General features: G+C 69.1%; 16 protein-coding genes. 13 read left to right on the top strand and 3 right to left on the bottom strand.

Going from position 1 to position 25,134, the window contains the following annotated elements; all coding sequences use genetic code 11:
- Positions 1–94: 94 nt before the first annotated feature.
- Entirely contained in the window at positions 95–3,646 is a 3,552-nt protein-coding gene (locus ABGB10_RS23565) for a ThuA domain-containing protein (RefSeq protein ID WP_347663125.1), read from the bottom strand.
- A gap of 524 nt (positions 3,647–4,170) precedes the next feature.
- Between ABGB10_RS23565 and ABGB10_RS23560 the strand changes: the two genes are divergently transcribed.
- The 6 genes from ABGB10_RS23560 to ABGB10_RS23535 all read left to right on the top strand — a co-directional run bounded on the left by ABGB10_RS23560 (position 4,171) and on the right by ABGB10_RS23535 (position 12,149).
- Positions 4,171–5,682, top strand: a complete 1,512-nt coding sequence (locus ABGB10_RS23560) for a sugar ABC transporter ATP-binding protein (RefSeq protein WP_347663124.1) — start codon at positions 4,171–4,173, stop codon at positions 5,680–5,682.
- A complete protein-coding gene (locus ABGB10_RS23555; protein WP_347663123.1) occupies positions 5,679–6,650 on the top strand; it encodes an ABC transporter permease in 972 nt (323 codons plus the stop codon). Before ABGB10_RS23560 ends, ABGB10_RS23555 begins: the two co-directional genes overlap by 4 nt.
- Before the next feature lie 2 nt (positions 6,651–6,652).
- On the top strand, positions 6,653–7,636 hold the full coding sequence (locus ABGB10_RS23550) for an ABC transporter permease (RefSeq protein ID WP_347663122.1): 984 nt from the start codon (positions 6,653–6,655) through the stop codon (positions 7,634–7,636).
- 12 nt (positions 7,637–7,648) lie between these two features.
- Positions 7,649–8,830 (top strand): substrate-binding domain-containing protein, encoded by a 1,182-nt coding sequence (locus ABGB10_RS23545; protein ID WP_347663121.1) that lies wholly within the window; start codon positions 7,649–7,651, stop codon positions 8,828–8,830.
- A gap of 6 nt (positions 8,831–8,836) precedes the next feature.
- A complete protein-coding gene (locus ABGB10_RS23540; protein WP_347663120.1) occupies positions 8,837–9,688 on the top strand; it encodes a sugar phosphate isomerase/epimerase family protein in 852 nt (283 codons plus the stop codon).
- Positions 9,689–9,755: 67 nt separating this feature from the next.
- Positions 9,756–12,149 (top strand): RICIN domain-containing protein, encoded by a 2,394-nt coding sequence (locus tag ABGB10_RS23535; RefSeq protein WP_347663119.1) that lies wholly within the window; start codon positions 9,756–9,758, stop codon positions 12,147–12,149.
- 150 nt (positions 12,150–12,299) lie between these two features.
- Here ABGB10_RS23535 and ABGB10_RS23530 read toward each other — a convergent pair whose 3' ends face one another.
- Both ABGB10_RS23530 and ABGB10_RS23525 read right to left on the bottom strand, forming a co-directional pair.
- The gene (locus ABGB10_RS23530; protein ID WP_347663118.1) at positions 12,300–13,355 is read right to left on the bottom strand and encodes a family 43 glycosylhydrolase; all 1,056 of its coding nucleotides are present in this window, start codon (positions 13,353–13,355) and stop codon (positions 12,300–12,302) included.
- The gene (locus ABGB10_RS23525) at positions 13,352–14,377 is read right to left on the bottom strand and encodes a LacI family DNA-binding transcriptional regulator (protein ID WP_347663117.1); all 1,026 of its coding nucleotides are present in this window, start codon (positions 14,375–14,377) and stop codon (positions 13,352–13,354) included. Before ABGB10_RS23525 ends, ABGB10_RS23530 begins: the two co-directional genes overlap by 4 nt.
- Positions 14,378–14,761: 384 nt before the next feature.
- Here ABGB10_RS23525 and ABGB10_RS23520 point away from each other — a divergent pair, with 384 nt between their 5' ends.
- The 7 genes from ABGB10_RS23520 to ABGB10_RS23490 all read left to right on the top strand — a co-directional run bounded on the left by ABGB10_RS23520 (position 14,762) and on the right by ABGB10_RS23490 (position 25,103).
- On the top strand, positions 14,762–16,117 hold the full coding sequence (locus ABGB10_RS23520; protein ID WP_347663116.1) for an ABC transporter substrate-binding protein: 1,356 nt from the start codon (positions 14,762–14,764) through the stop codon (positions 16,115–16,117).
- Positions 16,114–17,067: a sugar ABC transporter permease gene (locus ABGB10_RS23515; protein ID WP_347663115.1), complete on the top strand. Its 954-nt coding sequence runs from the start codon at positions 16,114–16,116 to the stop codon at positions 17,065–17,067. The genes ABGB10_RS23520 and ABGB10_RS23515 overlap by 4 nt, the downstream gene beginning before the upstream one ends.
- Positions 17,064–17,888: a carbohydrate ABC transporter permease gene (locus ABGB10_RS23510; protein ID WP_347663114.1), complete on the top strand. Its 825-nt coding sequence runs from the start codon at positions 17,064–17,066 to the stop codon at positions 17,886–17,888. Before ABGB10_RS23515 ends, ABGB10_RS23510 begins: the two co-directional genes overlap by 4 nt.
- 3 nt (positions 17,889–17,891) lie before the next feature.
- Positions 17,892–19,046, top strand: a complete 1,155-nt coding sequence (locus ABGB10_RS23505) for a serine hydrolase domain-containing protein (protein ID WP_347663113.1) — start codon at positions 17,892–17,894, stop codon at positions 19,044–19,046.
- 305 nt (positions 19,047–19,351) lie between these two features.
- Complete coding sequence (locus ABGB10_RS23500) at positions 19,352–21,814, top strand: glycoside hydrolase 43 family protein (RefSeq protein WP_347663112.1); 2,463 nt, start codon at positions 19,352–19,354, stop codon at positions 21,812–21,814.
- A gap of 205 nt (positions 21,815–22,019) precedes the next feature.
- The gene (locus ABGB10_RS23495; protein ID WP_347663111.1) at positions 22,020–24,443 is read left to right on the top strand and encodes a family 43 glycosylhydrolase; all 2,424 of its coding nucleotides are present in this window, start codon (positions 22,020–22,022) and stop codon (positions 24,441–24,443) included.
- 27 nt (positions 24,444–24,470) lie between these two features.
- Positions 24,471–25,103, top strand: a complete 633-nt coding sequence (locus ABGB10_RS23490) for a hypothetical protein (RefSeq protein WP_347663110.1) — start codon at positions 24,471–24,473, stop codon at positions 25,101–25,103.
- The last annotated feature ends 31 nt before the right edge of the window (positions 25,104–25,134 follow it).

The following is a 25,134-nucleotide window of genomic DNA, read 5'->3' as shown; positions in this document are numbered from 1 at the left end:
CGGCTGACAAGAAGACGTCCCGGTCGGGACCGGCTCCGTTCATCGGACACCGGTCCCGACCGGGACGTCATTCGTTACCGCGACAAGCCGCGGGTCACAGCGCGGTGAAGCGCCACTGCTGGTTGGCCGCACTGTGGCAGGTCCACTGCAACAGACGGGCACCGTCCGCGGTGGCGGCGCCGTTGACGTCCACGCAGAGGCCGCTCAGCACGTTGCGCACCGTGTACACGCCGGAGGTTCCGGTCGCGGTCGCGGTGAACTTCTGCTGGTTGCCGTTGTTGCAGGTGGCCTGCTGGAGGAAGGCACCCGCCGCGGTCGAGCTGCCGACCACCTCGACGCACTTGCCGCTGTGTACCGCCTTGAGGTAGACCGCACCGCTACCGGCGTCGACGGCCTGCCACTTCTGGTTGTTGCCGCCGGTGGAGGCCCACTGGGTGATCTGGGCGCCGTCGGCGGTGGAGACCCCGCTGACATCCATCAGCTTGCCGCTGTGCTGCGCGGTGACCGTGTAGGTCTTGCCCGCCAGACCCCCGCCGCCGTTGGTGGGTGTCCCGACGCCGTTCCCGCCGAAGGTGTGCGAGTCCAGGTCGAACCAGTTGTTGCCGCTGCCCTTGAACACCATGTAGAGCGTCTGCGTGCCACTGCTGGAGGCGACGCTCACCGGCGCCGTGGACTGGTAGTTGTCCCAGCCACCGGTGCTGGGCACCGGTGTGGTGGCCAGCAGCGTCCCGGTGGGCGAGCCGGACCGCAGCTCGATCGTGCCGCCACCCGACGGCGACGACAGCCGGTAGCTGACGGTCGAGATGCCGGACAGGCTCATCGGGCTGAACGAGATCCAGTCGTTGTTGGAGATGTCACCGACGCGCTTGGTGCTCTCCGCGGCGGCCTGGTCGACGACCCGGATGCCGGACTGGCCGCTGAAGTACTCGGACTGCTTGTGCTTCGGTTGCAGGATCGCCTGCGCGGTGCCGGTCAGCGGGGCCGCGCCCCCCGCACCGCCGCTGTCGGTGTACCGGGCGTTCAGCACGTAGAACAGGTTCGCGCCGTCGGGGTGCCCACCGAGCAGGTCCGTGGAGATGGTGCCCGAGCAGCCCGGATACTCGGTGGTCTCGTGGGCGTGGTCGTCGTGACCGAGCGCCGGGTTGAGGAACACCTTCGAGCAGTCGACAGTGCCGCCGTCCGGGTCGGTCACGGTGATCTGGTAGGGCACCCGGTCACCGAAGGTGAGCATGCCCCCGTTGGGCGGGGTGGTGATGGTGACCACGGGGGCGCTGTTGCCGACGGTGATCTGGACGTTGGCGAAGCCGGTCTTACCGGTGTTGTCGGTGACCTTCAGCTGCGCCGTGTAGTTGCCGTTGGCGGTGTACACCTTCGACGGGTTGGCCGCGGTGGAGGTGGTCCCGTCGCCGAACGTCCACTGGTAGCTCAGCGTGTTGCCCGGGTCCGGGTCGGCCGTGCCCGCGCTGCTGAACTGGACGGTGAGCGGCGCGCTACCACTGGTCGGCGTGCCGGTGGCCTTGGCGATCGGCGACCGGCCGCCCTGGATGTAGTCGATCCGGTAGAGCCCGGAGTCGCTGTTGCCGCCACCGAAGTTGGTGCCCCACTCCAGCAGGTAGAGCGAGCCGTCCTTGCCGAACTCCATGTCCATCGGCTTGTTGAACCGCGTGCCGGGCAGGAACGGGTTGGTCCGGGTCACCGCCGAGGACGAGTCGAAGTGCACCTCCTTGATGTAGTTACGCGCCCACTCGTAGAAGAAGTGCACGCCGTCGTAGTAGGGCGGGAACTTCGTCGCGGAGGTGTTCGCCGGGTCGTACCGGTAGATCGGTCCACCCATCGGCGCCGAGCCGCCGGAGCCCAGCTCCGGGAAGGTCGGCGAGGTGCCGTAGCCGTACCAGATGTTGGGTGCGACGACGGGGCGAAGGCTGGTCAGGCCGGTGTTGTTGGGTGAGTTGTTGACCGGCGCGTTGCAGTTGAACTTCGAGCCGACGACGCCGGTGTCCGGGTTGAACGGCGCGTACGCCTGGTTGTCACCGTGGCAGAACGGCCAGCCGTAGTTGCCGGCCTGCTTGATCACGTTGAGCTCGACCAGGCCCTCGGGGCCCCGGTTGGTGGTGGGCGGGTTCCGGTCCGGCCCGTAGTCGGCGAGGTAGACCCAGCCGTTGGCCGGGTCGATCGAGAAGCGGAACGGGTTGCGGAAGCCCATCGCGTAGATTTCCGGCTTGGTCTGCGCGGTGCCCTGGGCGTAGAGGTTGCCGGTCGGGATGGTGTAGCCCCCGCTGGCCGAGGGCCGGATGCGCAGCAGTTTGCCGCGCAGGTCGTTGGTGTTGCCGGCGCTGCGGGCGGCGTCGAGGTTGGACTTGCCCGAGCGCCAGTCCAGCGGGGCGTAGCCCTGCCAGTTGGGGTCGAGGTTCGGCGGCGTGTCGTCGCCGGTGCCGATGTAGAGGTTGCCGTCCGGACCGAACTTGATGTACCCGCCGGTGTGGCCGGGCTCGGGGAAGGTGCGGTCCCGGTACGCAGGGATGTCGATGATCGTCACACCGCTGGACGTGTTCAGCGTGTCACCGCTGACCGTGTAGCGGGAGACCCGGTTGACGTCGGTGCTGCTGCTGGCCGGCGAGTGGTACAGGTAGATGTACCCGTTGCTGGCGAAGTTGGGGTCCAGCGCCATGCCGGTGAGGCCGTCCTCGCCGCCGGTGTAGACGCTGAGCGTGCCGGCGGTGACGGTGCTGTTGGTGGAGGGCTTGAAGATCTTCACCTGGCCGCCGCGCTGGACGTAGAAGACGCGGCCGTCCGGGGCCACACCCATCGCCATCGGGTCGACGGTGTTGTCGTCGAGGGTGCGCTTCTCGAAGTTGCCCCAGACCGTGCCGCCGCAGTCTCCGGGCGCGTTGCCAGCGGCCCACTGGACACCGCCGAGGACGTGGTTGCGGAAGTTCGTCTCGCTGTAGGAGGCGATGGCGTGGCCCATCGCGGTGGCCCACACCCGCCCGCCGCCGGCGTTGCGGCACCAGGAGATCGGATGATCCGGGCCCATCGCCCGGGATCCCGGGTTGTACGTGCGCTCGTCGGCGGTCACCAGCACGTGTACGTTGCCGCGCGGGTTGGTGTCGAAGTTGTACCACTCTTCGCTGCGGTTCCACCGATCCGGCAGACCGGCCGTCGACGGGTGCTGCTTGTCGGCGACGATGGCGGTGCCGGGCAGCACGCCGGGGGAGTGCTCGGGCATGTGGGCGCCGCCGTTGATGGTCTGGTCCCACCACGGGTACTCGGACTCGATGCCCATGTCGGTGGCGTTGTGGATGCCGACGATGCCCTTGCCGCTGGCGAGATAACCCTCCACCGCCTGGCGCTGGGCCGCCGAGGTCCAGACCATGCCGGAGGTCTGGAACATGATGATGACGTCGAAGGTCGCCAGGTTGGCGGCGGTGAAGACGCTCGAGTCCTCGGTCGCCACCAGCTCGAAGTTGTTCGCGGCGGCCTGCTGCTGGAACATGCTGATCCCGGCGGGGATCGAGTCGTGCCGGTAGCCGGCGGTCTTGGTGAACAACAGGGCGCGGAAGGCCGGGGCCGCTGAGGCGGGTGGAGCGAGTCCGAGCGCCAGCAACAGGCCGGCGATCACTGAGATGAGCAATGTGTTGCGGCGCATGCCGTCTCCTAGGTTGGGCGGGCGTGGGGGGTGTGACCACGGGCACCACGCTGCGTCAGGTTGTGCCTGGACGCGTTGGTGGGCACGACTGTTCTGGCCTGTCCTCATGCCGTCCGCCGAAACGGCAGTCAGACCCGCAGGACGTCACTCAGTGTGACGGTGGCGGTGGTTCCCGCCCCGTGGTCCACGAGGTCAGGATGAGCTAGAGATCCATGACTGTCAATTAATGGAGTGACGTCCGACGTCCTGCCCGGTTGACGACGGCCGCCATCGGCTTCCTCGCTGCGGCATCGCTGCCGATCTGGCTGCCGGCCTTGGCAATCGGCCCCGGTCGAGGATTGCGGACCAGCATCCAAACATCTATCTTCATACGTGTGATGTTTCGTCGATGTCAAGAGAATGTTCGCGATAGAAGAACGTAAACATCCGCCGCTACCTACGAAAGTTCGATGGCTGACACCTCGAAGCCACCGTAGCGTTTGATCGAACCTTGTTGATGACTACTGTCTGTGAGGGCTTTCGGAATGTCAGACCCGCGGCCGGTGCCGTTACTCACCCTCCGGGGCATCGGCAAGTCCTTCCTCGGCGTACGCGTTCTCGACGGTGTCGACCTCGACGTGGCACCGGGCGAGGTGCACGCCGTCGTCGGTGAGAACGGCGCCGGGAAGTCGACCCTCATGAAGATCGTCTCGGGCGGCTACGCCCCGGACGAGGGCACCGTCGAGTTCGCCGGTGAACCCCGCACGTTCCGTGGTCCGCGCGACGCGCAGCGGGCCGGCGTCGGCATCATCCACCAGGAGTTCAACCTTCTCCCGGAGCGCACCGTCGCCGAGAACGTCTACCTGGGGCACGAGCCGGTCCGCCGCGGTCTGGTCGACCGTCGGGCGATGCTCGACCGCACCAGCCGACTACTCGCCTCGATCGGGGAGACCACGTTGCCGGCGGACGCCCGGGTGGGCCAGCTCGGCGTCGCCCAGCAGCAGGTCGTCGAGATCGCCAAGGCGCTCGCCCTGGACGCCCGACTCCTCATCATGGACGAACCGACCGCCGCGCTGGCCGACCACGAGGTCGAGCTGCTCTACGGGCTGGTGCGGCGACTGCAGGAGCGAGGCATCGGCCTGCTCTACGTCTCACACCGGCTCGCCGAGGTCTTCGACCTGTCCAGCCGGATCACCGTCCTCAAGGACGGCCGGCGCGTGACCACTGTCGACACCGCGGACACCACCGCCGACCAGCTGGTGCGGCACATGGTCGGGCGGGAGCTGTCCAGCTACTACCCGGACCGGGCCGCCCCCGAGGACCGCGGTCCGGTGCGGCTCAACCTTCGCGATGTGGGAAACCGGAAGCTGCGTGACGTCAACCTCCAGTTGCGCGCCGGTGAGGTGCTCGGCATCGGCGGCCTACAGGGCTCCGGCCGCTCGGCGCTGGCCCGCGCGATCTTCGGGGTGTCCCCGTTCACGACCGGTGACGTCACGCTCGACGACCGGCCGGTCCGGCTGCGCTCACCGCGCACCGCGATGCGCGCCGGCATCGCCTACGTCACCGAGGACCGCAAGGGCGAGGGGATCGTCCCCCGGCAGTCGGTGCTCGACAACGCGCTGCTCGCCAGCCGAGCCGTGTTCGCGATTCGCTCCGGGCATGCCGCCCGTACCGTCCGGGCGCGCGAGCTGCTCGCCGCCGTGGAGGTCCGCGGCGCCGGCGACGACCAGGAGATCCGCTACCTGTCCGGGGGAAACCAGCAGAAGGTCGTGCTGGCCCGGTGGCTGGCGCTCAACCCGCGGATCCTGCTCTTCGACGAGCCCACCCGGGGCATCGACGTGGGCGCGAAGTCAGCCATCCACGACCTCGTCCGACGCCTCGCACGTGACGGCGCCGCCGTACTGATGATCTCGTCCGACCTGCCGGAGCTGTTGGGGATGAGTGATCGGATCGTGGTCATGCGGGACGGCCGCGTCGCGGGCGAACTGCCCGCCGGCGCGAGCGAGGAGGACGTCGTCGCCCTGGCGGTCGGGACCACGCGGGAGGCTGCCGCATGAGTGCCCTGTCGCTCCTGCCGGCCCGGCGTCCCGTACCGGGCGTCTTCGTGGCCCTGACCCTCACCCTGGCGATCGGTTGGCTGGTCGTCCTCGTCGACGGCGGTCAGCTCTTCAACCAGTCCACGACAGTGAGTCTGCTGCACGTCGCCGCCGGGCTCGGGCTCGTCGCCGTCGGTCAGACCCTGGTCATCCTGGGCGGCTCGCTCGACCTGTCGGTGGCGTACGTGATCAGCCTCAGCACCCTCGTCGCCGCCGAGACGATGAACGGCAGCGATGGCGCGCTGGTGCCGGCCATCGGCCTGGCGCTCGCCGTCAGCGCGGGCGTCGGGCTGCTCAACGGGCTGCTCGTCACCAAGTTCCGGGTCAACGCGTTCATCGCGACGCTCGGCGTCGGGCTACTGCTCAAGGGATACCTCGACAACGGCTACGACGGCCCGGCCGGCACCACTTCGCCCACACTCGTGCAGTCCCTCGGGTACCAGCGCATCGGCCCGGTGCCGGTGTCGTTCCTGCTGCTCATCGCCGTGACCGCCGCGGCCTGGTTCGCGCTCTCGCGGACCCGCTTCGGGCATCACCTGATCGCGGTCGGCGGTGACCCGGAGGTGGCCCGGCTCTCCGGCGTCCGCAACGACCGGATCCTCGTCACCGCACACGTGCTCTGCTCGATGTGCGCGGGGCTGGCCGGCATCTACCTCGCCAGTCGACTCGGCTCCGGCGCGCCCCGGGTGGGCACCGAGGGCCTCTACGACCTGGAGTCGATCGCCGCGGTGGTGATCGGCGGGACCGCCCTCGCCGGTGGTCGCGGCGGCGTGATCGGCACGGTCGGTGGGGTGCTGCTGCTCGCCAGCATCGACGCCATCTTCAACCAGCTCGAGGTCGACGCCTTCTTCAAGCAGGTGATCCGGGGCGTCATCATCATCGCCGCGGTCGCCGTCTACGCCCGCAGGGCCCTGCGAAAGGCGTCCTAACCATGCAGACCGTCCAGTCCCGTTCGCTGCCGCTGCGGCTCCCCCGGGTGCGTCCCGGTGGCATCCTGCCGATCCTCGCGATCCTCGCGGTGCTGTTGGTGCTCGTCGGCATTCGACAGCCCGACTTCCTGTCCCCGCCGTCGCTGATGTCGTTCCTCGGTCGTTCGGCGCCGATCATCCTGCTCGCCGCCGGCCAGTACTTCGTGATCGTCGCCGGCGAGTTCGACCTCTCCGTCGGCTCCCTGGTGACCGCGCAGGTCGTCGTCGCCGCCCGGCTGATCGACAGCGACCCGGGTCGCACCTGGCCGGTGGTGCTGCTCCTGCTCGCCTTCGGAGCACTCGTCGGGCTGGTCAACGGCCTCGTCACGACACGGCTGCGGGTGCCGTCGTTCATCACCACGCTCGGCATGTTCCTGATCCTGGTCGGAGCGGTCTACCTCTGGTCCGACGGGGCCCCGAAGGGCGGTCTCTCCGAGGAGTTCCGCCGGTTCGGCCGACGCGCCTTCGAGGACGTGCCGCTGCTCGGCCGCGTGCCGTACGCGCTGCTGGTCCTGCTGGTCCTGGCGGTGGTGGCAGTGCTGCTGATGCGCTCCGACTTCGGGCGGACCCTGGTCGCCGTCGGCGACAACCCGCGTACCGCCGAGCTGAGCGGAGTACGCGTCTGGCGTACCCGGACGATCGCCTTCGTCCTCAGCGGGCTCGCGGCGGCGGTGGCGGCGATCCTCCTGGGCGGCTACAGCGGGGTGTCGTTCCAGGCCGGCGCGGGCCTGGAGTTCGGCGCCATCACCGCGGTCGTCCTCGGCGGCGTCGCTCTGGGCGGAGGGCGCGGCGCGGTCGTCGGCGCGATGCTCGGCGCGCTGACCCTCGAACTGCTGTTCGCCCTGATGAATTTCTACGGCGTCTCCGGCGCCCTCAGGTCGGCCGTCCAGGGCGGGATCATCCTGCTCGCCGTGGCGGTCTCCGCAACGCGTTCTTCGTCGAGATAAAGAGGAGCCATAGTGCGACGTTCCATAGCGGCGCTGGCCGCTGTCACCCTGCTGTCCCTCACCGCCTGTGCGACCGACGAGCCGACCGCGAGCCCGTCCGGCAGCGCCTCCGCCGCCGGCTCGGGCACCGGGGAGCAGTCGAAGTTCTTCGTGCAGGCCGACTACGACGCCGAGCTGGCGCTGCTCGACGCGGCTGCCACCGGCCCGGCCGACAAGCCGTGGGAACAGGTGCTCAACCCGAAGATGGTGGACACCGCCAAGTTCAAGAAGAGCGGACCGCACAAGATCTGCTTCTCCAACGCGGCCCTGAACAATCCGTGGCGGCAGGTCGGGTTCAAGACCATGCAGGCCGAGGTCGAGGCGCAGAAGAGCCGCATCGAGGAGTTCGTGCACGTCGACGCCGAAGGCAAGGACCAGAAGCAGATCGCGGACATCAACGACCTGCTCGGCAAGGGCTGCGACGCGCTCATCGTCTCGCCGAACACCACCGCCACGCTCACCCCGGCCGTCGAGGCGGCCTGCCAGGCCGGGCTGCCGGTCGTCGTCTTCGACCGCGGCGTCAACACGAAGTGCCCGGTGACGTTCATCAACCCGATCGGCGGTTACGGGTTCGGTCACGTCGGAGCCGAGTTCGTCAGTCAGAAGATGAAGCCCGGTGGCAAGGTCCTCGCCCTGCGGATCCTGCCCGGCGTCGACGTCCTGGAGACCCGTTGGTCGGCGGCGAAGGTGGCGTTCGACAAGGCGAAGGTCGACGTCGTGGGTGTCGAGTTCACCGATGGCGACCCGGCCAAGACCAAGAAGATCGTCGACGACTACATCCAGCGGTACGGCACCATCGACGGTGTCTGGATGGACGCCGGCGCGGTGGCCGTCGCGGCGGTCGAGGCGTTCCAGGACGCGGGTAAGCCCGTCCCGCCGATGAACGGCGAGGACCAGCTCGACTTCCTGAAGATCTGGAAGGACAAGAACCTCACCGCGATCGCGCCCACCTACCCGACCTACCAGTGGCGTACGCCGATCATCGCGGCGCTGCGGATCCTCGACGGCGAGCAGGTGTCCAACCCGTGGAAGCTGCCGCAGCCGACCGTCACGCAGGACAACCTGGACAGGTACCTCGACACGAGCATGCCGCCCCTGCACTACGCGATGTGCGGCTGCACCGACCTGCCCGGCTACCCGCAGCGCTGGAAGTAGGTTCCGATGTACGCCATCGGCGTCAACCCGTGGGTGTGGGCCTCGCCGGTCGACGACAAGGCCCTGGCCGAGCTGATCCCGCGGATCGCGTCGTTCGGCTTCGACGCGGTCGAGTTGCCGATCGAGCAGCCCGGTGACTGGGATCCGGTCCGCACCCGGGACCTGCTGGCGGAGCACGGTCTCGTCGCCGCCGGCGTCTGCGCGGTCACCCCGCCCGGGCGGGACCTGGTGGACGCCGCGCCAGCGGTCGTCGAGTCGACGGTGGCGTACCTCAAGGGCTGTGTGGCGAACGCGGCGGCCGTCGGCGCTCCGTGCGTCGGCGGTCCCGTGTACGCCTCGGTCGGTCGCACCTGGCGGATGTCGCCGACGGCTCGCGCCGCCTGCTACGCGGACTTCCGGCGTGCCCTGGCGCCGGTCGCGGAGCAGGCGGGCAAGTGCGGGGTGAGCATCGGTGTCGAGGCGTTGAACCGCTACGAGACCAGCGTCGTCAACACGATCGAGCAGACGGTCGAGCTGATCGACGGTCTACCCCCGAGCGTCGGCATCATGATCGACACGTACCACATGAACATCGAGGAGGCCGACCCCTACGCGGCTCTCGCCGTCGCCGGCCGGCACATCAAGCACGTCCAGGTCAGCGGCACCAACCGGGGCGCCCCCGGTGCTGACCACTTCGACTGGCCCCGGTTCTTCACCGTCCTGCGGGACACCGGTTACCAGGGTGCGATCTGCATCGAGTCGTTCACGGCGGAGAACGAGACCATCGCCACCGCCGCGGCGATCTGGCGTCCGTTGGCACCGTCGCAGGACCGCCTCGCCACGGACGGCCTGCGCTACCTCCGGGAGATCCTCGGATAACCGCGTGGCCCGCGTCCGTCGAGGCACAGCGCAACCACCCACCCCCTCTTGTTAGGAGCACCGTCCCGTGTCCTCGTCACCTCCGTCGCCACGCCGGCTGCTGGCCGGCGCCGCCGCGACCGCGTTGACCGCGCTGGTCGCGGTCGCCGCCTCGGCGTCCCCGGCCGCCGCGGCCACCACCACCCTCTACGCGTCGCCCTCGGGCACCGGCAGCAGTTGCACGGCCAGCCAGCCGTGTTCGCTGACCGCGGCCCAGACCGCCGTCCGGGCCCAGAACAGCGCGATGTCCGGTGACATCGTCGTGGAGCTGGCCAACGGCACCTACCGGCTCTCGTCGCCGATGCGATTCACCGCGGCCGACTCGGGCAACAACGGCTACCAGGTGATCTGGCGGGCCGCCACCGGCGCCCGGCCGACGATCACCGGGGCTCGGGCGGTCACCGGGTGGTCGCTCGTGGACTCCGGGAAGAACATCTGGCGGGCCAACGTCGGCGCCGGCCTCGACTCCCGTCAGCTCTACGTCAACGGGGCCGTCGCGACGCGGGCGCGCGCCGCCGTGAACCGCGCCGACTTCACCTTCACCACGAGCGGCATGCGGTTCAGCAACAGCGCGCTCAACTACCTCAACAACCTCGGCAACCAGAACCGGGTCGAGGTGGAGAGCGTCGGCTCGTTCACCGACCGGTACTCGCCGGTGCAGAGCATCAGCGGGAACTTCCTGACCATGCAGCAGCCCGCGTGGAACAACAACACCTTCGGGTTCGACACCCTCTCCAGCCCGCACCGCGCCGGCCCCTTCTACCTGACCAACGCGTACGAGTTCCTGGACTCGCCGGGGGAGTGGTACCTCAACCCGAGCAACGGCCAGCTCAACTACATCCCGCTCTCGGGGCAGAACATGAGCTCCGTCAGCGTGGAGTTGCCGCAGCTCCAGTCCCTGGTCAACGTCGGCGGCAGCTACGACGCGCCGGCCCACCACATCTCGTTCAGCGGGATCACCTTCACCGGCACCAGTTGGCTCGGCCCGAGCAGCAGCAACGGCTTCGCGGACCAGCAGACCGGCGCGCACATCACCGGCACCTGGTCCCGTCCGTCCGACGCGTTGACCTCCTGCCAGGCCGGTTGCCCCCAGTTCGAGGCCACCCGGCCGAACTGGAACCAGATGCCGGCCGCCGTGCAGGTCTCGGCCGCCAACACCATCACCTTCAGCGACTCCCAGTTCGTCAACCTCGGGCAGACGGCCATCGGTATCGGCAACGACGCCAACGCCCACGCCAGCGGTGTCGGCCTGGGCGCCAGCAACATCACCGTCACCCGCTCCGAGATCGCCCGCAACTCCGCCGGGGGCATCGTGGTCGGCGGCGTACGCGCCGACGCCCACCACCCCAGCGACCAGCGGATGGTCAACCGCAACATCACGGTGAGCAACAACCGCGTTCACGATCTGGGTCTGGAGTACCGGGGTGTGGTCTCGATCCTGACCACCTACGTGAACACGGCGCTGATCTCGCACAACGAGGTCTACAACATGCCGTACACCGGTCTGTCGGTCGGCTACGGCTGGGGCGCCAACGACGCCGGCGGCAGCCAGCACTACGCGAACCGGGGCCTCTACAACTACCAGCCGCGCTACACGACGGCGACGGTCGCGGCGAACAACCAGGTCATCGGCAACTACGTGCACGACGTGATGCAGCAGATGACCGACGGCGGGTGCATCTACACGTTGTCGGCGAACCCGGGCGGGACCATCAACGAGAACTACTGCCTGCGGACCAACGGCTGGTTCGGGCTCTACTTCGACGAGGGTTCGCGCTACTACACCGCCCGCAACAACGTGTTCTCCTCCACCGGCACCTGGGCCACCGCCAACTACTGGTACGCGGAGAACATGGGCAACTACACGGTCACCAACAACTGGTCGACCAACAACAGCACGAACGTGACCAACGGTGATCGCGGCAACGTGGTCAACGGCAACGTCACGGTCTCCGGAGGCAACTGGCCGTCCGGCGCGCAGACGGTGATCAACGCCGCCGGTGTGCAGAGCGGCGGCAGCACCAACCCGCAGAACGTGCAGATCGTGGGCGTCCAGTCGGGCCGCTGTGCCGAGATCGGCAACTCCAGCACGACCAACGGCACGCAGGCCCAGATCTGGGACTGCATCAGTGGCGCCGCCAACCAGCGGTGGACCCACACCGCCAGCCGGCAGCTCATGGTCTACGGCACCAAGTGCCTGGACGCCTCCGGCCAGGGCACCGCCAACGGCACCACCGTGGTGATCTGGGACTGCAACGGTCAGGCCAACCAGCAGTGGAACATCAACGCCAACGGCACCATCACGGGCGTGCAGTCGGGTCTCTGCCTGGACGCCAACGCCGCCGCGACGGCGAACGGCACGAAGTTGATCCTCTGGTCCTGCAACGGTGGTACCAACCAGCAGTGGCAGGTGCGGAGCTGACGTAGCGAGCCGGACAGCGCGCTGTCCACGGTCCGGGCTGGGGCGGTACCGCCCCAGCCCGGACCTGCGCGGGTCAGCGCTCGTCGGCCGACCCCACCCGGTGCGGGGGACGGGGCCGGAGCACGGCGTTCTCCACGCGCGGGATCGCCGTCACCTCGCGGTGAGCGTCCGCGCCGGGTCCACGACCAGCCCGGTCGAGGCGTCGTACCGTACCGGGATGGGGTCGGTGAGTTCCCCGACGAACGTCTCGTCGACGTGGTCGAGGAAACCGATGAGTGACCAGTCGTCGCCGGGTCCGGGGACCAGCCGGGGCGCGTACAGGTGCGGGTGCGTGAACGGCCGGGCGGACGCGATGTCCCACGGGCCGCGGACGGTCTCGCCGGTCGCCACCCAGATCCGGTGGTCGTCGCGTCGAGCGCTACTGGTCGCGTCGGTGGAGAACAACAGCAGGGGCTGCCCGTCGATCACCGCGACCTGCGGCACCTCCAGGTGGCCGAAGCCGGCCGGTGTCGACAGCGGCGGCTGGACGGTCCAGCTGACGAGGTCGGTGGAGGTGGCGTGGCCGACGACGCCACGGGTGTTCGTCGGTCCGGTGTTGGCGCGGGCGGTGACGAGCATGTGCCAGCCCTCGCCGTCCGGGTCGGGGAAGACCCACGGGTCACGCCAGGCCTGCTCGTACCACAGGTCTGTGTCGAGCAGTTCGTACCAGGTCGGGTCGGCCTGGACGACGGGTTCGGTGCCGTGCCGGTGCCAGGTGGTCAGGTCGTCGGAGACGGCCAGGCCGATGCGTTGGACGAGGCCGTCCTCGGCGCGGCTGACCCCGGTGTAGAACAGGTACCAGCGTCCGTCCGGGCCGCGGACCGTGCAGCCGGTCCAGGTCGCCAGGTCGTCCCAACCGGGAGTGTCGGCGGGGACCACGGCATCGGCGACCAGGCGCCACGAGTGCAGGTCCGCCGAGACGGCGTGGCCGATCGTGGCGCGGCGGTGGCGGCGGTGCGGGTCGTGCAGGGCACGGGAGGCGCGGAGGAAGAACACGTGCCAGAGGCCGTTGTCGTCCCGCGCGTACCAGCTGTCCCACACCCAGTGGTCGGGTAGACGAAGCATGGCGGGAAACCTAGCACTAAACCGTTTTAGCGTCGGCCTGGGCAGGTCCGGCGCGGTGCTCTGACGACCCAGGAGTCGATGACTCGGCGGGCTCGTGGTCATTGCGCCGGAGGGGCGAGGGACTTTCGGCGGCGCAGGGGCATCGGCACGAGCGACGGCTCGGTGACGCCGCCGTCCAACAGCAGCTCGACCGCGCGCCGCCCCATCTGTTCGTGTGGCAGTGCCGTGGTGGCGAGGCCGGGGCGCAGCCACGCGGCGATCGGGTCGTCGTCGAACGAGATCACCGAGATGTCCTCCGGGACCGTCAGCCCCGCCTCGCCGAGTGCCTGGTAGGCGCCGAAGGCCAGCCGGTCGTTCATGCAGATGACCGCGCTGGGTCGCGTGGACCGGCCCAGTAGGCCGCGCATCGCGGCGTACCCGTGCTCGGGCAACCACTCCGTGCAGAAGCACTCGGCCAGGAGGGAGACGTCGGCGTCGCCGAGCGCCTGCCGGATGCCGTGCAGACGCGCCCGGGCGGCGAGCGAGACCTCGGGGTCGTCCTCCTTCAGTCGGTTGCGGCCGATGAGCGCGATCGCGTCGCGGTGGCCGAGTTCGAGCAGGGTGTTGGCGGCGGTGCGGCCGGCCCGGTCGTCGTCCGGGAGCACGCTGGGCAGGCCGTCGGAGCTGGTGGCGTTGAGCAGCACGACCGGACCGCCGAGGATGGCCGGGGGCACCGTCAGTCGTCGGGTGGCCATCGCCGCGTAGATCACCCCGTCGACCTGCCGGTCGAGCACGGCCTCGATGGCGTACTGCTCGAAGGTGGCGTCGCCCTGCGTCTCGGTGATGAGCAGCACGTGGTCCCGCTCGCGGGCCGCGTCGAGCGCGCCACGGATGAGGTCGCCGGCGAACCGGGTGGTGGCGACGATGTCGGAGACGAACGCGATGGTGGCGGTCTTGCGGGTACGCAGGCTGCGCGCGGCGAGGTTGGGCCGGTAGCCGAGTTCCTCCGCAGCGGCGAACACGCGCTGGTGCGCCTCGGCCGAGAGTCGGGTGCCCTCCCGGCCGTTGAGCACCATCGACGCGGCGGTCTTGGACAGCCCGGCTCTCCGCGCGACGTCGGCGAGTGTTGCTCTGTTGCTGCCCATCAGTCCTCCGAATCAGGCGCGGTGCCACAGGCGCGGTGCCATAGGCGCTGCTCCTGCCCATCATGATGCGTCGCCGCCCGAGATCTCGCGTCGGTCACGCCGGGAGTGGTGTGAACCCGACGTTTCCGCCCTGTTGCCAGGTTGTCCTTGACAGCTTCCCGTGCCACGCGCATGCTCTGCTAAATCAGTTTAGCGACCACTTCTGGTGCATCCAGAGGCGCCTTCGGTGGCCGTGCCGGGCCTCGTGGTGACGGGCGCGGGTGTCGTGCTCGGTCCACCGGTCGCGACGCACACGCCACGGCCGTCAGTCCGGCGCGGTGGTTCCGGTGGGGCCGTCGCGCGGTCGTGGGCCGCGGGGCGGGTGAATAGTCGAGGAGTCATGAAATGGCAGAATTGCTGACAACTTTCCCGCGACGGAGAACTGTGCTCCTCGCGTCGCTGCTGGCGGTCGGGATGGCCGCGACGGCCTGCAGCGCGCCAGGGGAGGACCGGTCGTCGAGCCCGAAGTCCGACGCCGCCGTCAAGACCGATCTCGGGACCGCACCGATCACCCTGGAGATGTACGCGGAGACCGGCTTCCCCCTGGCCAAGGCGCTGGCCGACGAGTTCTCCAAGCAGCACTCCAATGTCACGTTCAACATCCGTGAGGACCAGTTCACGGTGATCGTGGAGAACGCGCCGCGGGTGATGGCGTCGGACAACTCGCCCGACATCATCCGGCTCCCGACCATGGTCGACCTGGTCAAGGACGACCTGCTCAAGAACCTCGACCCGTACTTCACCGCGTACGGCTGGGACAAGTTCCCGGCCTCGCAGCTCATGCAGTTGCGCGTCGGCGACAACACCCGGGGCACCGGGTCGCTGTACGGCATGGGGCTCGGCTACAGCGTCACCGGCGTCTTCTACAACAAGAAGTTGGCCACCCAGATCGGCATGACCCAGCCGCCGGCCACCGTCGCCGATTTCGAGCAGTTGTTGGCGAAGGCGAAGACCGCCGGGGTCCAGCCGATCATGCAGTTCAACAAGAACACGGCGGGCATCAACTTCCCGCACCAGGCGCTGCAGAACCAGTTCGGCGACCCGACCCAGGTCGCTGACTGGATCTTCCAGAAGCCGGGGGCCACGTTCGACACCCCGGCCGCGCTGAAGGCCACCCAGACCATCCAGAAGTGGGCGCAGGCCGGCTACTTCCCCAAGGACGCCAACGCCATCGACTACGCGGGCATGGTGGGGGAGTTCCAGAAGGGCAACGGCCTGTTCATGTTCAACGGCGACTGGGAGTCGGCCAACCTGGACAAGGGGATGCCCGGCAACGTGGGCTTCTTCCTGTTCCCGACGGAGGCCCCCGGCGGCAAGCACGTCGCCATGTCGGCCCCGAACACCTTCGGCGTCTCGGCCAAGGCCAAGAACCCCGACGCCGCCGCCTTCTTCCTGAACTGGGTCCACACCAACGCGAAGGCGCGCGAGATCGCGGTCACGGTCGGGGGCTCCAGCCCGGGCGGCCCGAGTGACCTTCCGGTGCCGGCCGCCGCCCCGAACACGGTCCTGGCCGAGACCCTCAAGGCGTCGCAGCAACTCGGCGCGGAGAACGGCGCGGTGGACTTCACCGCGAACGCCACCGGTGGCATCTTCGCCGCCGCGATCACCCCGGAGATGCAGAAGCTGGTCGCCGGGCAGCAGACTCCCGAGGGGTACGTGAAGGCCGTCCAGGCCGAGTACGCGAAGGAACTGTCCCGATGACGTCTGCCCTCGGCAGCGCACCAACCGGGCGGGACGATCGTCGCGCCCGTCCGACCCCCACGCGGGCCCACCGACTTCGGTGGGCCCGCGCGGCCGGGACCGGCTGGTTGTACGTCCTGCCCGCCCTGGTGATGTACGCGGTGTTCGTCCTCCGCCCGCTCGTGCTGACGCTGCAGTACTCGCTCTACGACTGGAACGGGATCGGGGTGGCCCGCTGGGCGGGTCTGGACAACTACGTCACCGTGTTCACCGACAGCGACCTGCTCAAGATCATCGGCAACGCCGTCATCCTGATCGTCTTCTTCAGCTTCATCCCCGTCTCGCTCGGTCTGTTGGTGGCGAGCATGGTTCGTCGGATCACCACCGGCGCGTTCGGCACGGTCGTGCGGACCATCCTGTTCCTGCCGCAGGTCATTCCCCTGGTGGCGGCCGGCATCGCGTGGAGCTGGCTGCTCTCGTCGAACGGTCTGGTCAACCAGGTGCTGCGTGCGGTCGGTCTGGGTGGCGTCGCCCGCGCGTGGCTCGGCGACTTCGACACGGCGCTGCCCGCCGTGGGCGTGATCGGGGCCTGGGTCCTGCTCGGCCTCTGCACGATCCTCCTGGTCACCGGCATGAGCAAGATCGATCCAGCGCTCTACGAGGCCGCCCGGCTGGACGGCGCGGGCCCGGTCCGTGAGTTCCTCGCCGTGACCCTGCCCAGCCTGCGCCAGGAGATCGGTGTCTGCCTCACCGTGACGATCATCGCCGCCCTGGCCAGCTTCGACATCGTCTACATCTCCACCAGCGGCGGTCCCGGCCTCCAGACCACCGTCCCGGGCCTGGAGATCTACCGGCTGGCCTTCTCGCAGCGTCAGGTCGGGCTCGCCTCCGCGCTCGCCGTCGTGCTCATGCTGCTGGTGCTGGCCTGTGTGCTGCCGATCCAGCGACTGACCCGAGGGGAGAAGCCGTGAACCTGAGCCGCCGTGAACAGGTGACCGGTCGTGTCTTCCTGATCGCCCTGATCCTCGTCACCCTGTTGCCGTTCGTGAGCATGCTCTCGGCGGCGTTGCAGCCACGCGGCACGGTGCCCACCGGTCTGGCCTGGCCGTCCGACCCGCAGTGGGGGAACTTCGCCGACGCCTTCACCGCCGCCAACATGGGTGCCCTGCTGCGCTCCAGCCTGATCATCGTGGCCGGTGTCGTGCCGGTGTCCGTGCTCATCGCCACCATGGCCGGGTTCGGGCTCGGTCAGCTGCGGGTGCCCGGCGGACGACTCGTCTTCGGCCTCTTCCTGCTCGGGCTGACGTTGCCGTTCGAGGCCGTGGTCACCCCGCTCTACTATCAGATGCAGGATCTCGGCCTGCTCAACACCCGCTGGGCCATCATCCTGCCGCTGATCGGCCTCTACATGCCGTTCGCGGTGTTCTGGATGCGGGCGCACTTCACCAACGTGCCGGTCGAGCTGTCCGAGGCGGCCCGGGTGGACGGCAGCAGCACGTGGCAGATGTTCTGGCGGGTCCAGGTGCCGCTGGCCCGGCCGGCCATCGCCTCGCTGACGATCCTGATGTTCCTCTGGACGTGGAACCAGTTCCTCCTGGCCATCGTCCTCGTCGACGATGCCACCAAACGCACCATGGCCGGAGCGCTCGGCGCGTTCCAGGGTCAGTGGGGCACCGACCTGGTGCTGCTCTGCGCCGGATCGCTGCTGATCCTCACGCCCACGCTCATCGTGTTCCTGATCTTCCAGCGACAGTTCATCAAGGCCCTGATCCAGGGATCAGTGAAGGGGTAGGCAGTGGTCACACAGCCGAAGATCCACGGCCATGCCGACGAAGGCTACGGCCGCGTCGCCGACGTGTTCCGCGACAACTTCGCCTCCCAGGGTGAGGTCGGCGCCGCGGCCACCGTCTACGTACGGGGTCGCAAGGTCGTCGACCTGTACGGCGGGGTGGCCGACACCCGCACCGGGCGGCCCTGGGACGCGCACACGCCGGTCGTCGTCTTCTCGTGTACCAAGGGAATCCTGGCGATCTGCGCCTACCTCCTGGTCCAGCAGGGCCGGCTCGACCTCGATGCTCCGGTGACGCGCTACTGGCCGGAGTTCGGGCAGCACGGCAAGGCGGACATCCCCGTGCGCTGGCTGCTCACGCACCAGGCCGGCCTGCCCGCGTTGGACCGGCCCCTGACCCTCGACGAGGTCCTGGCGTGGGATCCGGTCATCAAGGCGATCGAGGCGCAGACCCCGTTGTGGCAGCCGGGCACCGCGCACGGCTACCACTCGATGACCTACGGCTGGCTGGTCGGCGAGGTGATCCGTCGCGTCACCGGTCAGCTCCCCGGCGCGTACTTCCGCGACACCGTCGCGGAGCCGCTCGGTCTGCACACCTGGCTCGGGCTTCCCGCCGCCGAGAGCGACACCGTCGCCTGGGGGCTGGCGCCACCTCCGGACGCCGACCCGTTCGTGGATCCGGTCGCCGAACGTGGAATCACCATGGGAGGAGCCTTCGCCTTCCCCGCCGACGACGATGGTCTGGTCAGCTTCAACGACCCGGCCATCCGGGCCGCCGGCGTTCCCGGCGCGGGCGCGGTGAGCACCGCGGACGGCCTGGCGCGTCTCTACGCGGCCTGCGTGTCGGACGTCCAGCGTGGACCCTTGCTGACGGCCGCATCGGTGGACGACGCGGTCACCGTCCGTTCGCGGGGCCAGCAGCGGCACGGCCCGCCGGACACCGGGCAGCGCTGGGGCAGCGGCTTCCTGCTGCACTCACCACCGGCCCGGCCACTGCTGGGTGAGCGCAGCTTCGGCCACGACGGCGCGGGCGGGAACCTGGCCTTCGCCGACGCGCAGCACCAGGTCGGGTTCGGGTACGTGGTCAACCAGATGCGCGGGATGGGCGACGAGCGCGCCAACCGCCTGACCGCCGCGCTCCGCACCTGCCTGCCCAACTGAATCGACCGCCAGCCTGGTCCGGGCCGGACCCACCCCGGTGATCATGAGGTTGTCGCCCCGACACGCCGGGATCGGTGACGACAACCTCATGATCACCGGGGTGGGAGCTGGGGTAGGAGCTGGGCAGGACTGTCCACTGTGGAGTGGCGGCGGTGTTACGGGGACACTTCGGGCAGGTTTCATCGATGGTCTTGACAGGCTTTGTTAGCGATAACACGATGGCTTTCACGCCGCTCTCGTGTTTGGAGCTCGCCTTGGCCGTGTCGGTCCGCTCGCGTGTCCTGAACTCCGCCCGAAGACTCACTGTGAACAGCCTGAACGAAGTCGCTCAGCACGTGGCGAGCACCCTGCCCCGGATGCTGTCCACAGTGGTCGTGAGCCGCTCGCGTCCACTGTGCGCGTTCGCATCGGCCCTCCTCGTCGGCGCGAGCCTGGTGGTCGCGCCCGCCGCCGCGTACGCCGCCGACGGGTGGTCGCCCCGCTCGTCGTACACCTCGACCGACACCGGCGCCGGCACGTACTCGGTGCCGCTGCTCAACGCCGACGTGCCGGACATCAGCGTCGAGCGTGTGCCGGCCGCCGAGAACGACGAGGGCCGCGACATCTACTACATGATCAGCACGACGATGCACCTGAGCCCGGGCGCGCCGATCATGAAGTCGTACGACCTCGTCAACTGGGAGATCGTCAACTACGTCTTCGACCGCGCGAGCATCGGTGACTCCTTCTCGCTGCGTAACGGCCAGAACTCGTACGGCCAGGGCCAGTGGGCGTCGTCGCTGCGCTACCACGACGGCATGTTCTACGTCGCCTTCAACACCAACAACCTCAACGGGGCCTACCTCTACCGCACCGACGACATCGAGAACGGCGCGTGGCAGCGGACGTCCCTCGGCCGTGGCCTGCACGACCCTTCGCTCTTCTTCGACGTCGACGGCACTCCGTACATCTTCTACGGCTCCGGCGGCACCAGCGCCGTACGCCTCAACGCCAACCTGACGGCGATCGAGCAGGACTACCCGAACATCTTCACGGCGAGCAACTACGCCGGACAGCCGTTCATCGGCGGTCTGTTCGAGGGCGCGCAGTTCTACCACATCGACGGCTGGTACTACGCCGTCATCATCACCTGGCCGTCCGGGCAGGGCCGCCAGGTCGTCATGTTCCGCTCGAAGGACCTGCTCGGGCGTTACACCTCGGCCGGTGGGGTGAACACCTACGAGGCGCGCGGGGTGCTCAACTCGAACGGTTTCGCGCAGGGCAGCCTGGTGCCGATCAGTCGCGAGGACGGCCGGACCGACTGGCACGGCATGTTCTTCCGCGACACGTTCCCGATCGGGCGGATCCCGGCGCTCATCCCCGCCACCTGGCAGAACGGGTGGCCGACCTTCGGCACCAACGGGGTCGTGCCGGTCAACGGCCTGTTCGACAAGCCGATCCAACTCAGCCCGGCGGAGGAGGCGTTCGAGCGACAGAAGAGCATCGTCGCCTCGGACGACTTCGCCAACGACGCGCCGCACAGGGCGTACCAGGACGAGCAGTGGACGGTTCCGGCGCCGCTCGACCCAGCGGAGGTCGCGCCCAACGGTTCGCGGCTGGACCTGGCGTGGGAGTGGAACCACGCCCCGGACAACAGGTACTGGTCGCTCACCGACCGCGAGGGTTGGCTGCGGTTGACGACCGGCAAGGTGGTCACCGGCCAGTACGTCTACACGAAGCTGTCCAACCGGGCCGAGTTGGCCTGGTTCGAGGAGGCCCGCAACACGCTCTCGCAACGGACGTTCGGGCCACGGCAGTCGGTGCAGACGCGGATGGACATCTCCGGGATGCGCAACGGCGACGTCGCGGGCCTGGCGGCCTACAACCGTGGCTTCTCGTACGTGGCCGTCAAGCGTGTCGACGGCGTCAACACCCTCGGCGTCGTCAACCGGTCGCAGCCCTTCGCGGTCGACCTCGACCAGTCGACGCTGGAGAACTTCCTGCCGGGCACGACCGTGGCGCTCGGGGACGCGACCGAGGTGCAGGTGAAGGCGGACCTCGACTTCGCCTCGCCGGTCGGCCAGTTGTGGACGACGTTCTACTACAGCCTGGACGGCGTGCAGTGGACCCGGTTGGGCGACCGCGTCGGCCCGCAGACGCTGGACGGCAGCCTCGCGCACTTCATGGGTCACCGGGTCGGCCTGTTCAACTACGCGACACAGGAGACCGGCGGACGTGTCGACTTCGACGACTACCTGCTCAGTGACGTGCTGACCGCGCAGGCCCGGCCGTTCGACACCACCGCTCTGGACGCGGCCATCGCCCACGCGCGGACACTCGACGCACGGCACTACCCGGCCGACGCCTGGGCGACGACGCAGTCCGCCCTCGCCGCGGCGACGTCGGCACGGGCCGGACAGTTGGGCACCCAGAACGAGATCGACGCGCCGGAGCGGGCACTGAGCTACCAACTGGCCCGCCTCGGAGTGCTCGCGGCGTTGCCGGTGACGGCCACCGCCCAGGTGCGCTGCCTCGCCGGCAGGACGTACGTGGCGGTGCAGGCGCGCAACGACTCGGCCGAGCCGGTCGACATCACCATGGAGACCCCCTATGGGAACCGGTCGTTCGCGGCCGTCGCGCCGGGGGCGAATGTCTACCAGTCGTTCAACACCCGCGCGTCGTCGGTGGCGGCCGGGTCGGCGACGGTCCGGGTCACCGGGGCGGTCGCCGGCCGGGACGTGACCACCGTCCACGCCGCCCAGCACCCCGCCAACGCCTGCGGCGGATAACCCCACCACGAGCCCTCGGCTCACCGACCAGCACCAGCGGCGACCGGCCGGGCGGCGCGGAACAGCGGATCCGTCCCGCGCCGCCGGGCCAGCGGTCGGACCGGTGGCGGCAGTCGGCCCCCGATGTCCGGACCACCCACGGAAGCGCACCCATCGATCCCCCGTACACCGATGACCGCACGTCAGAGATGAAGGAGGACGTTTCGTGGAACAACGAATGCGACGAGCGACCCGAGGTCGGGTCGCGGCGCTCGCGACGGTCGGCCTGATGCTGGCCGCCGGGCTCGGCACCGCGGCCGCACCGGTCCAGGCCGCCGACACGAATCTCGTCGTCAACGGCGGGTTCGAGGACGGCCTGGCCAGCTGGTTCGTCAACAACGGAAACGCCACCGACGGTGCCCAGCTCACGGCCACGTCGGACGCCTACTCCGGAACGAACGCCGTCCTCGTCACCAGCCGGGCCACCACCGGGTCCGGGCCGATGCAGGACCTCAGCGGCAAGGTGCAGGCCGGCCAGGCGTACACCCTCACCGCCCGGATCAAGTACGAGAACGCGAGCGGCCCGGCGACGAAGCAGTTCTTCGCCACCATGCACTACGGCGGCGGCACCTACACCAACCTCGTCAGCGTCACGGCGACGAAGGGCCAGTGGGCGCAGTTCAACGGCACGTTCACCATCCCGTCGACGCAGAGCGTGTCGACGGCTCGCCTGTTCTTCGAGACGCCCTGGACCAGCACCCCGTCCACCGACCCGGACCTGCACCTGATGGACTTCAAGCTCGACGACGTCTCGGTGGTCGGCGCCGCCCCGCCCGCGCCGGCCTCCAAGACCATCGAGGTCGTCGGAAAGCTGCCCGGGGAGCACAACCCGTTGATCGGGCACAAGTTCGGTGCCGACGGCTTCGGCTTCGTGCACGACGGCCGGGTCTACATGTACCTGACCAACGACACCCAGGGGTACGCCCCGAACCCGAGCACGGGTGTCTCGCCGGGGATCAACTACGGCGACATCAACCAGATCACGGTGATCTCCTCGGAGGACCTCGTGAACTGGACCGACCACGGTGAGATCCAGGTCGCCGGCCCGAACGGGGTGGCCCCATTCACCGCCAACTCGTGGGCTCCGGGCATCACCAAGAAGGTGGTGAACGGCGTGGAGAAGTTCTTCCTCTACTACGCCAACGGCGGTGGCTCCAGCAACGTGATCACCGGTGCGTCGCCGCTCGGGCCGTGGACCAGCGAGCGCACCAGCACGCTGATCGACGGCCGCACCCCCGGTGCTGAGGCCGTCGCGTGGAAGTTCGACCCGGCCCCGTTCGTCGACGACGACGGCCAGCCGTACCTCTACTTCGGTGGTGGTCCCGCGGCGACGAGCATGCCGCCGGCCGAGCGCTTCAACAACCCGAAGAACATCCGGTCCATCGAACTCGGCGACGACATGGTCTCGACCGAGGGAACGGCCGCGGTGGTGGACGCCCCGGTCGCCTTCGAGGCGGGCCACGTCTTCAAGCGCCAGGGCAAGTACTACTTCTCGTACTCGTCGCACTTCGGCGGGAACGACTTCGGTGGCAGCCAGCAGCCGCTCCCCGGCTACCCCGGCGGCGGCCAGATCGGCTACATGATCTCCGACGGCCCGATGTCGTGGCCGAAGGAGACCTACGCCGGTGTGCTCTTCCCGAACCAGTCGCAGTTCTTCGGCAGCGGCACCGGTGGTAACAACCACCAGTCGGTGTTCGAGTTCGAGGGCAAGTACTACTTCACCTACCACGCCCCGACGTTGAACAAGCGCATCAACGGCAACACCACCCAGGGGTACCGCAGCCCGCACATCCAGGAACTGGCCTTCAACCCGGACGGCACCATCCAGCAGGTCGTCGGCACGTACGCCGGTGTCAACCAGGTCCGCGACTTCGACCCGTACCGCGTCTTCGAGGCCGAGACCTTCGGCTGGAGCAAGGGCGTCGCGACCGTGCAGATCGACGGCAGCTCCGCCCAGTTCGGCGACACCACGCCGAACCTGGCGGTCCGCGACATCGACAACGGCGACTGGACGGCGTTGTCGTCGGTGGACTTCGGCGACAACGGCGCGCAGAGCGTGACGGCACGGGTGCGAGCCCTCGCCGCCGGCGGTCAGGTCCAGGTCCGGCTGGACGACGTCGCCGGTCCCGTCGTCGGCACGGTCGCCGTCGACACCCCCGTCGGCCAGTGGGCCGAGGTGACCGCCCAACTCGACGGCGTCAGCGGTGTGCACGACGTCTACTTCACCTACAGCGGCCCGTCCGGTGTCGACCTCTTCGAGATCGACAACTGGGCCTTCACAGCGGCCACCCAGCCCGAACTGCCCGTCACGGTCACCGCGTCGACGCGGTGCGTGGGTGGCAAGGCGTACGTGGCCGTGCAGGCACGCAACGACCACGACGCGCCGGTGGGCATCGCCCTGGAGACCTCGTACGGACAGCGGTCGTTCGCGGCGGTCGCGCCAGGGGCGAGCGCCTACCAGTCGTTCAACACGCGCGCCGCGTCGGTGCCGGCGGGTTCGGCGACGGTCCGGGTGACCGGGGCGATCGGCGGACAGGACGTGACGACCGTCCGCACCGTGCAACACCCCGCCGGCACCTGCGGTGGCTAACCCCTCACGAATGAGAACGGAGATCAGATGAACACATACAAACGGCGGCAGATGCTCGCGGCCGGTGCGGTCGGCGCCGTCCTGGGCGGGGCCGCGGTGCTACCGTCGCCCGCCGTGGCGGAGCCCGGAGACGACGCCAGCGTGCGGGTCACCGTCGACATCGACGAGATCAGGGAACCGGGCGTACTCGCCCTGTCGATCGCCGGGGACGCCATCGCGCTGTCCGAGGACGGCTCGACCCTGCTGGTACGCCAGTTCGTCGGTACGCTGCCGACGGTGACGGTCACCGACACCCGCGTCGCCGACGAGGTGCCCGACGGTGCCAGTTGGGCGGTGCTCGGCAGCGCGACCGCCTTCACGGGTGACTCCGGTCAGGCGCCGATCACCGCCGACCACTTCGGTTGGAAGCCCCGACTGCTCGACGGCGGGGAGACCGGCCTGGTCACCGAGGGCGAGGAAGTGGTGACCAGCCTGGACGAGGCAACCCAGCCGGGCAACAACGTCGGTCTCGTCGACCAGGAGTTGCTGGTCTCGGCCTTCGACTCCGAGGCGGTCGCCAGCGATTCGTACTCCGTCAACGCCGACCTGTATCTGCGGACCCCCGCGGAGGTCGCCGCCGGCGAGTACAGCTCCACGCTCACGCTCTCACTGTTCGAATAGTGGTGTGGCGGGGGCCTGGACCAGGCCCCCG

Origin of the sequence: Micromonospora sp. B9E7, from assembly GCF_039871815.1 — a bacterium.
Lineage (GTDB): Bacteria > Actinomycetota > Actinomycetes > Mycobacteriales > Micromonosporaceae > Micromonospora.
The sequence above is the reverse complement of the archived record's forward strand: the minus strand, read 5'-3'. Positions and strand labels throughout refer to the sequence as shown.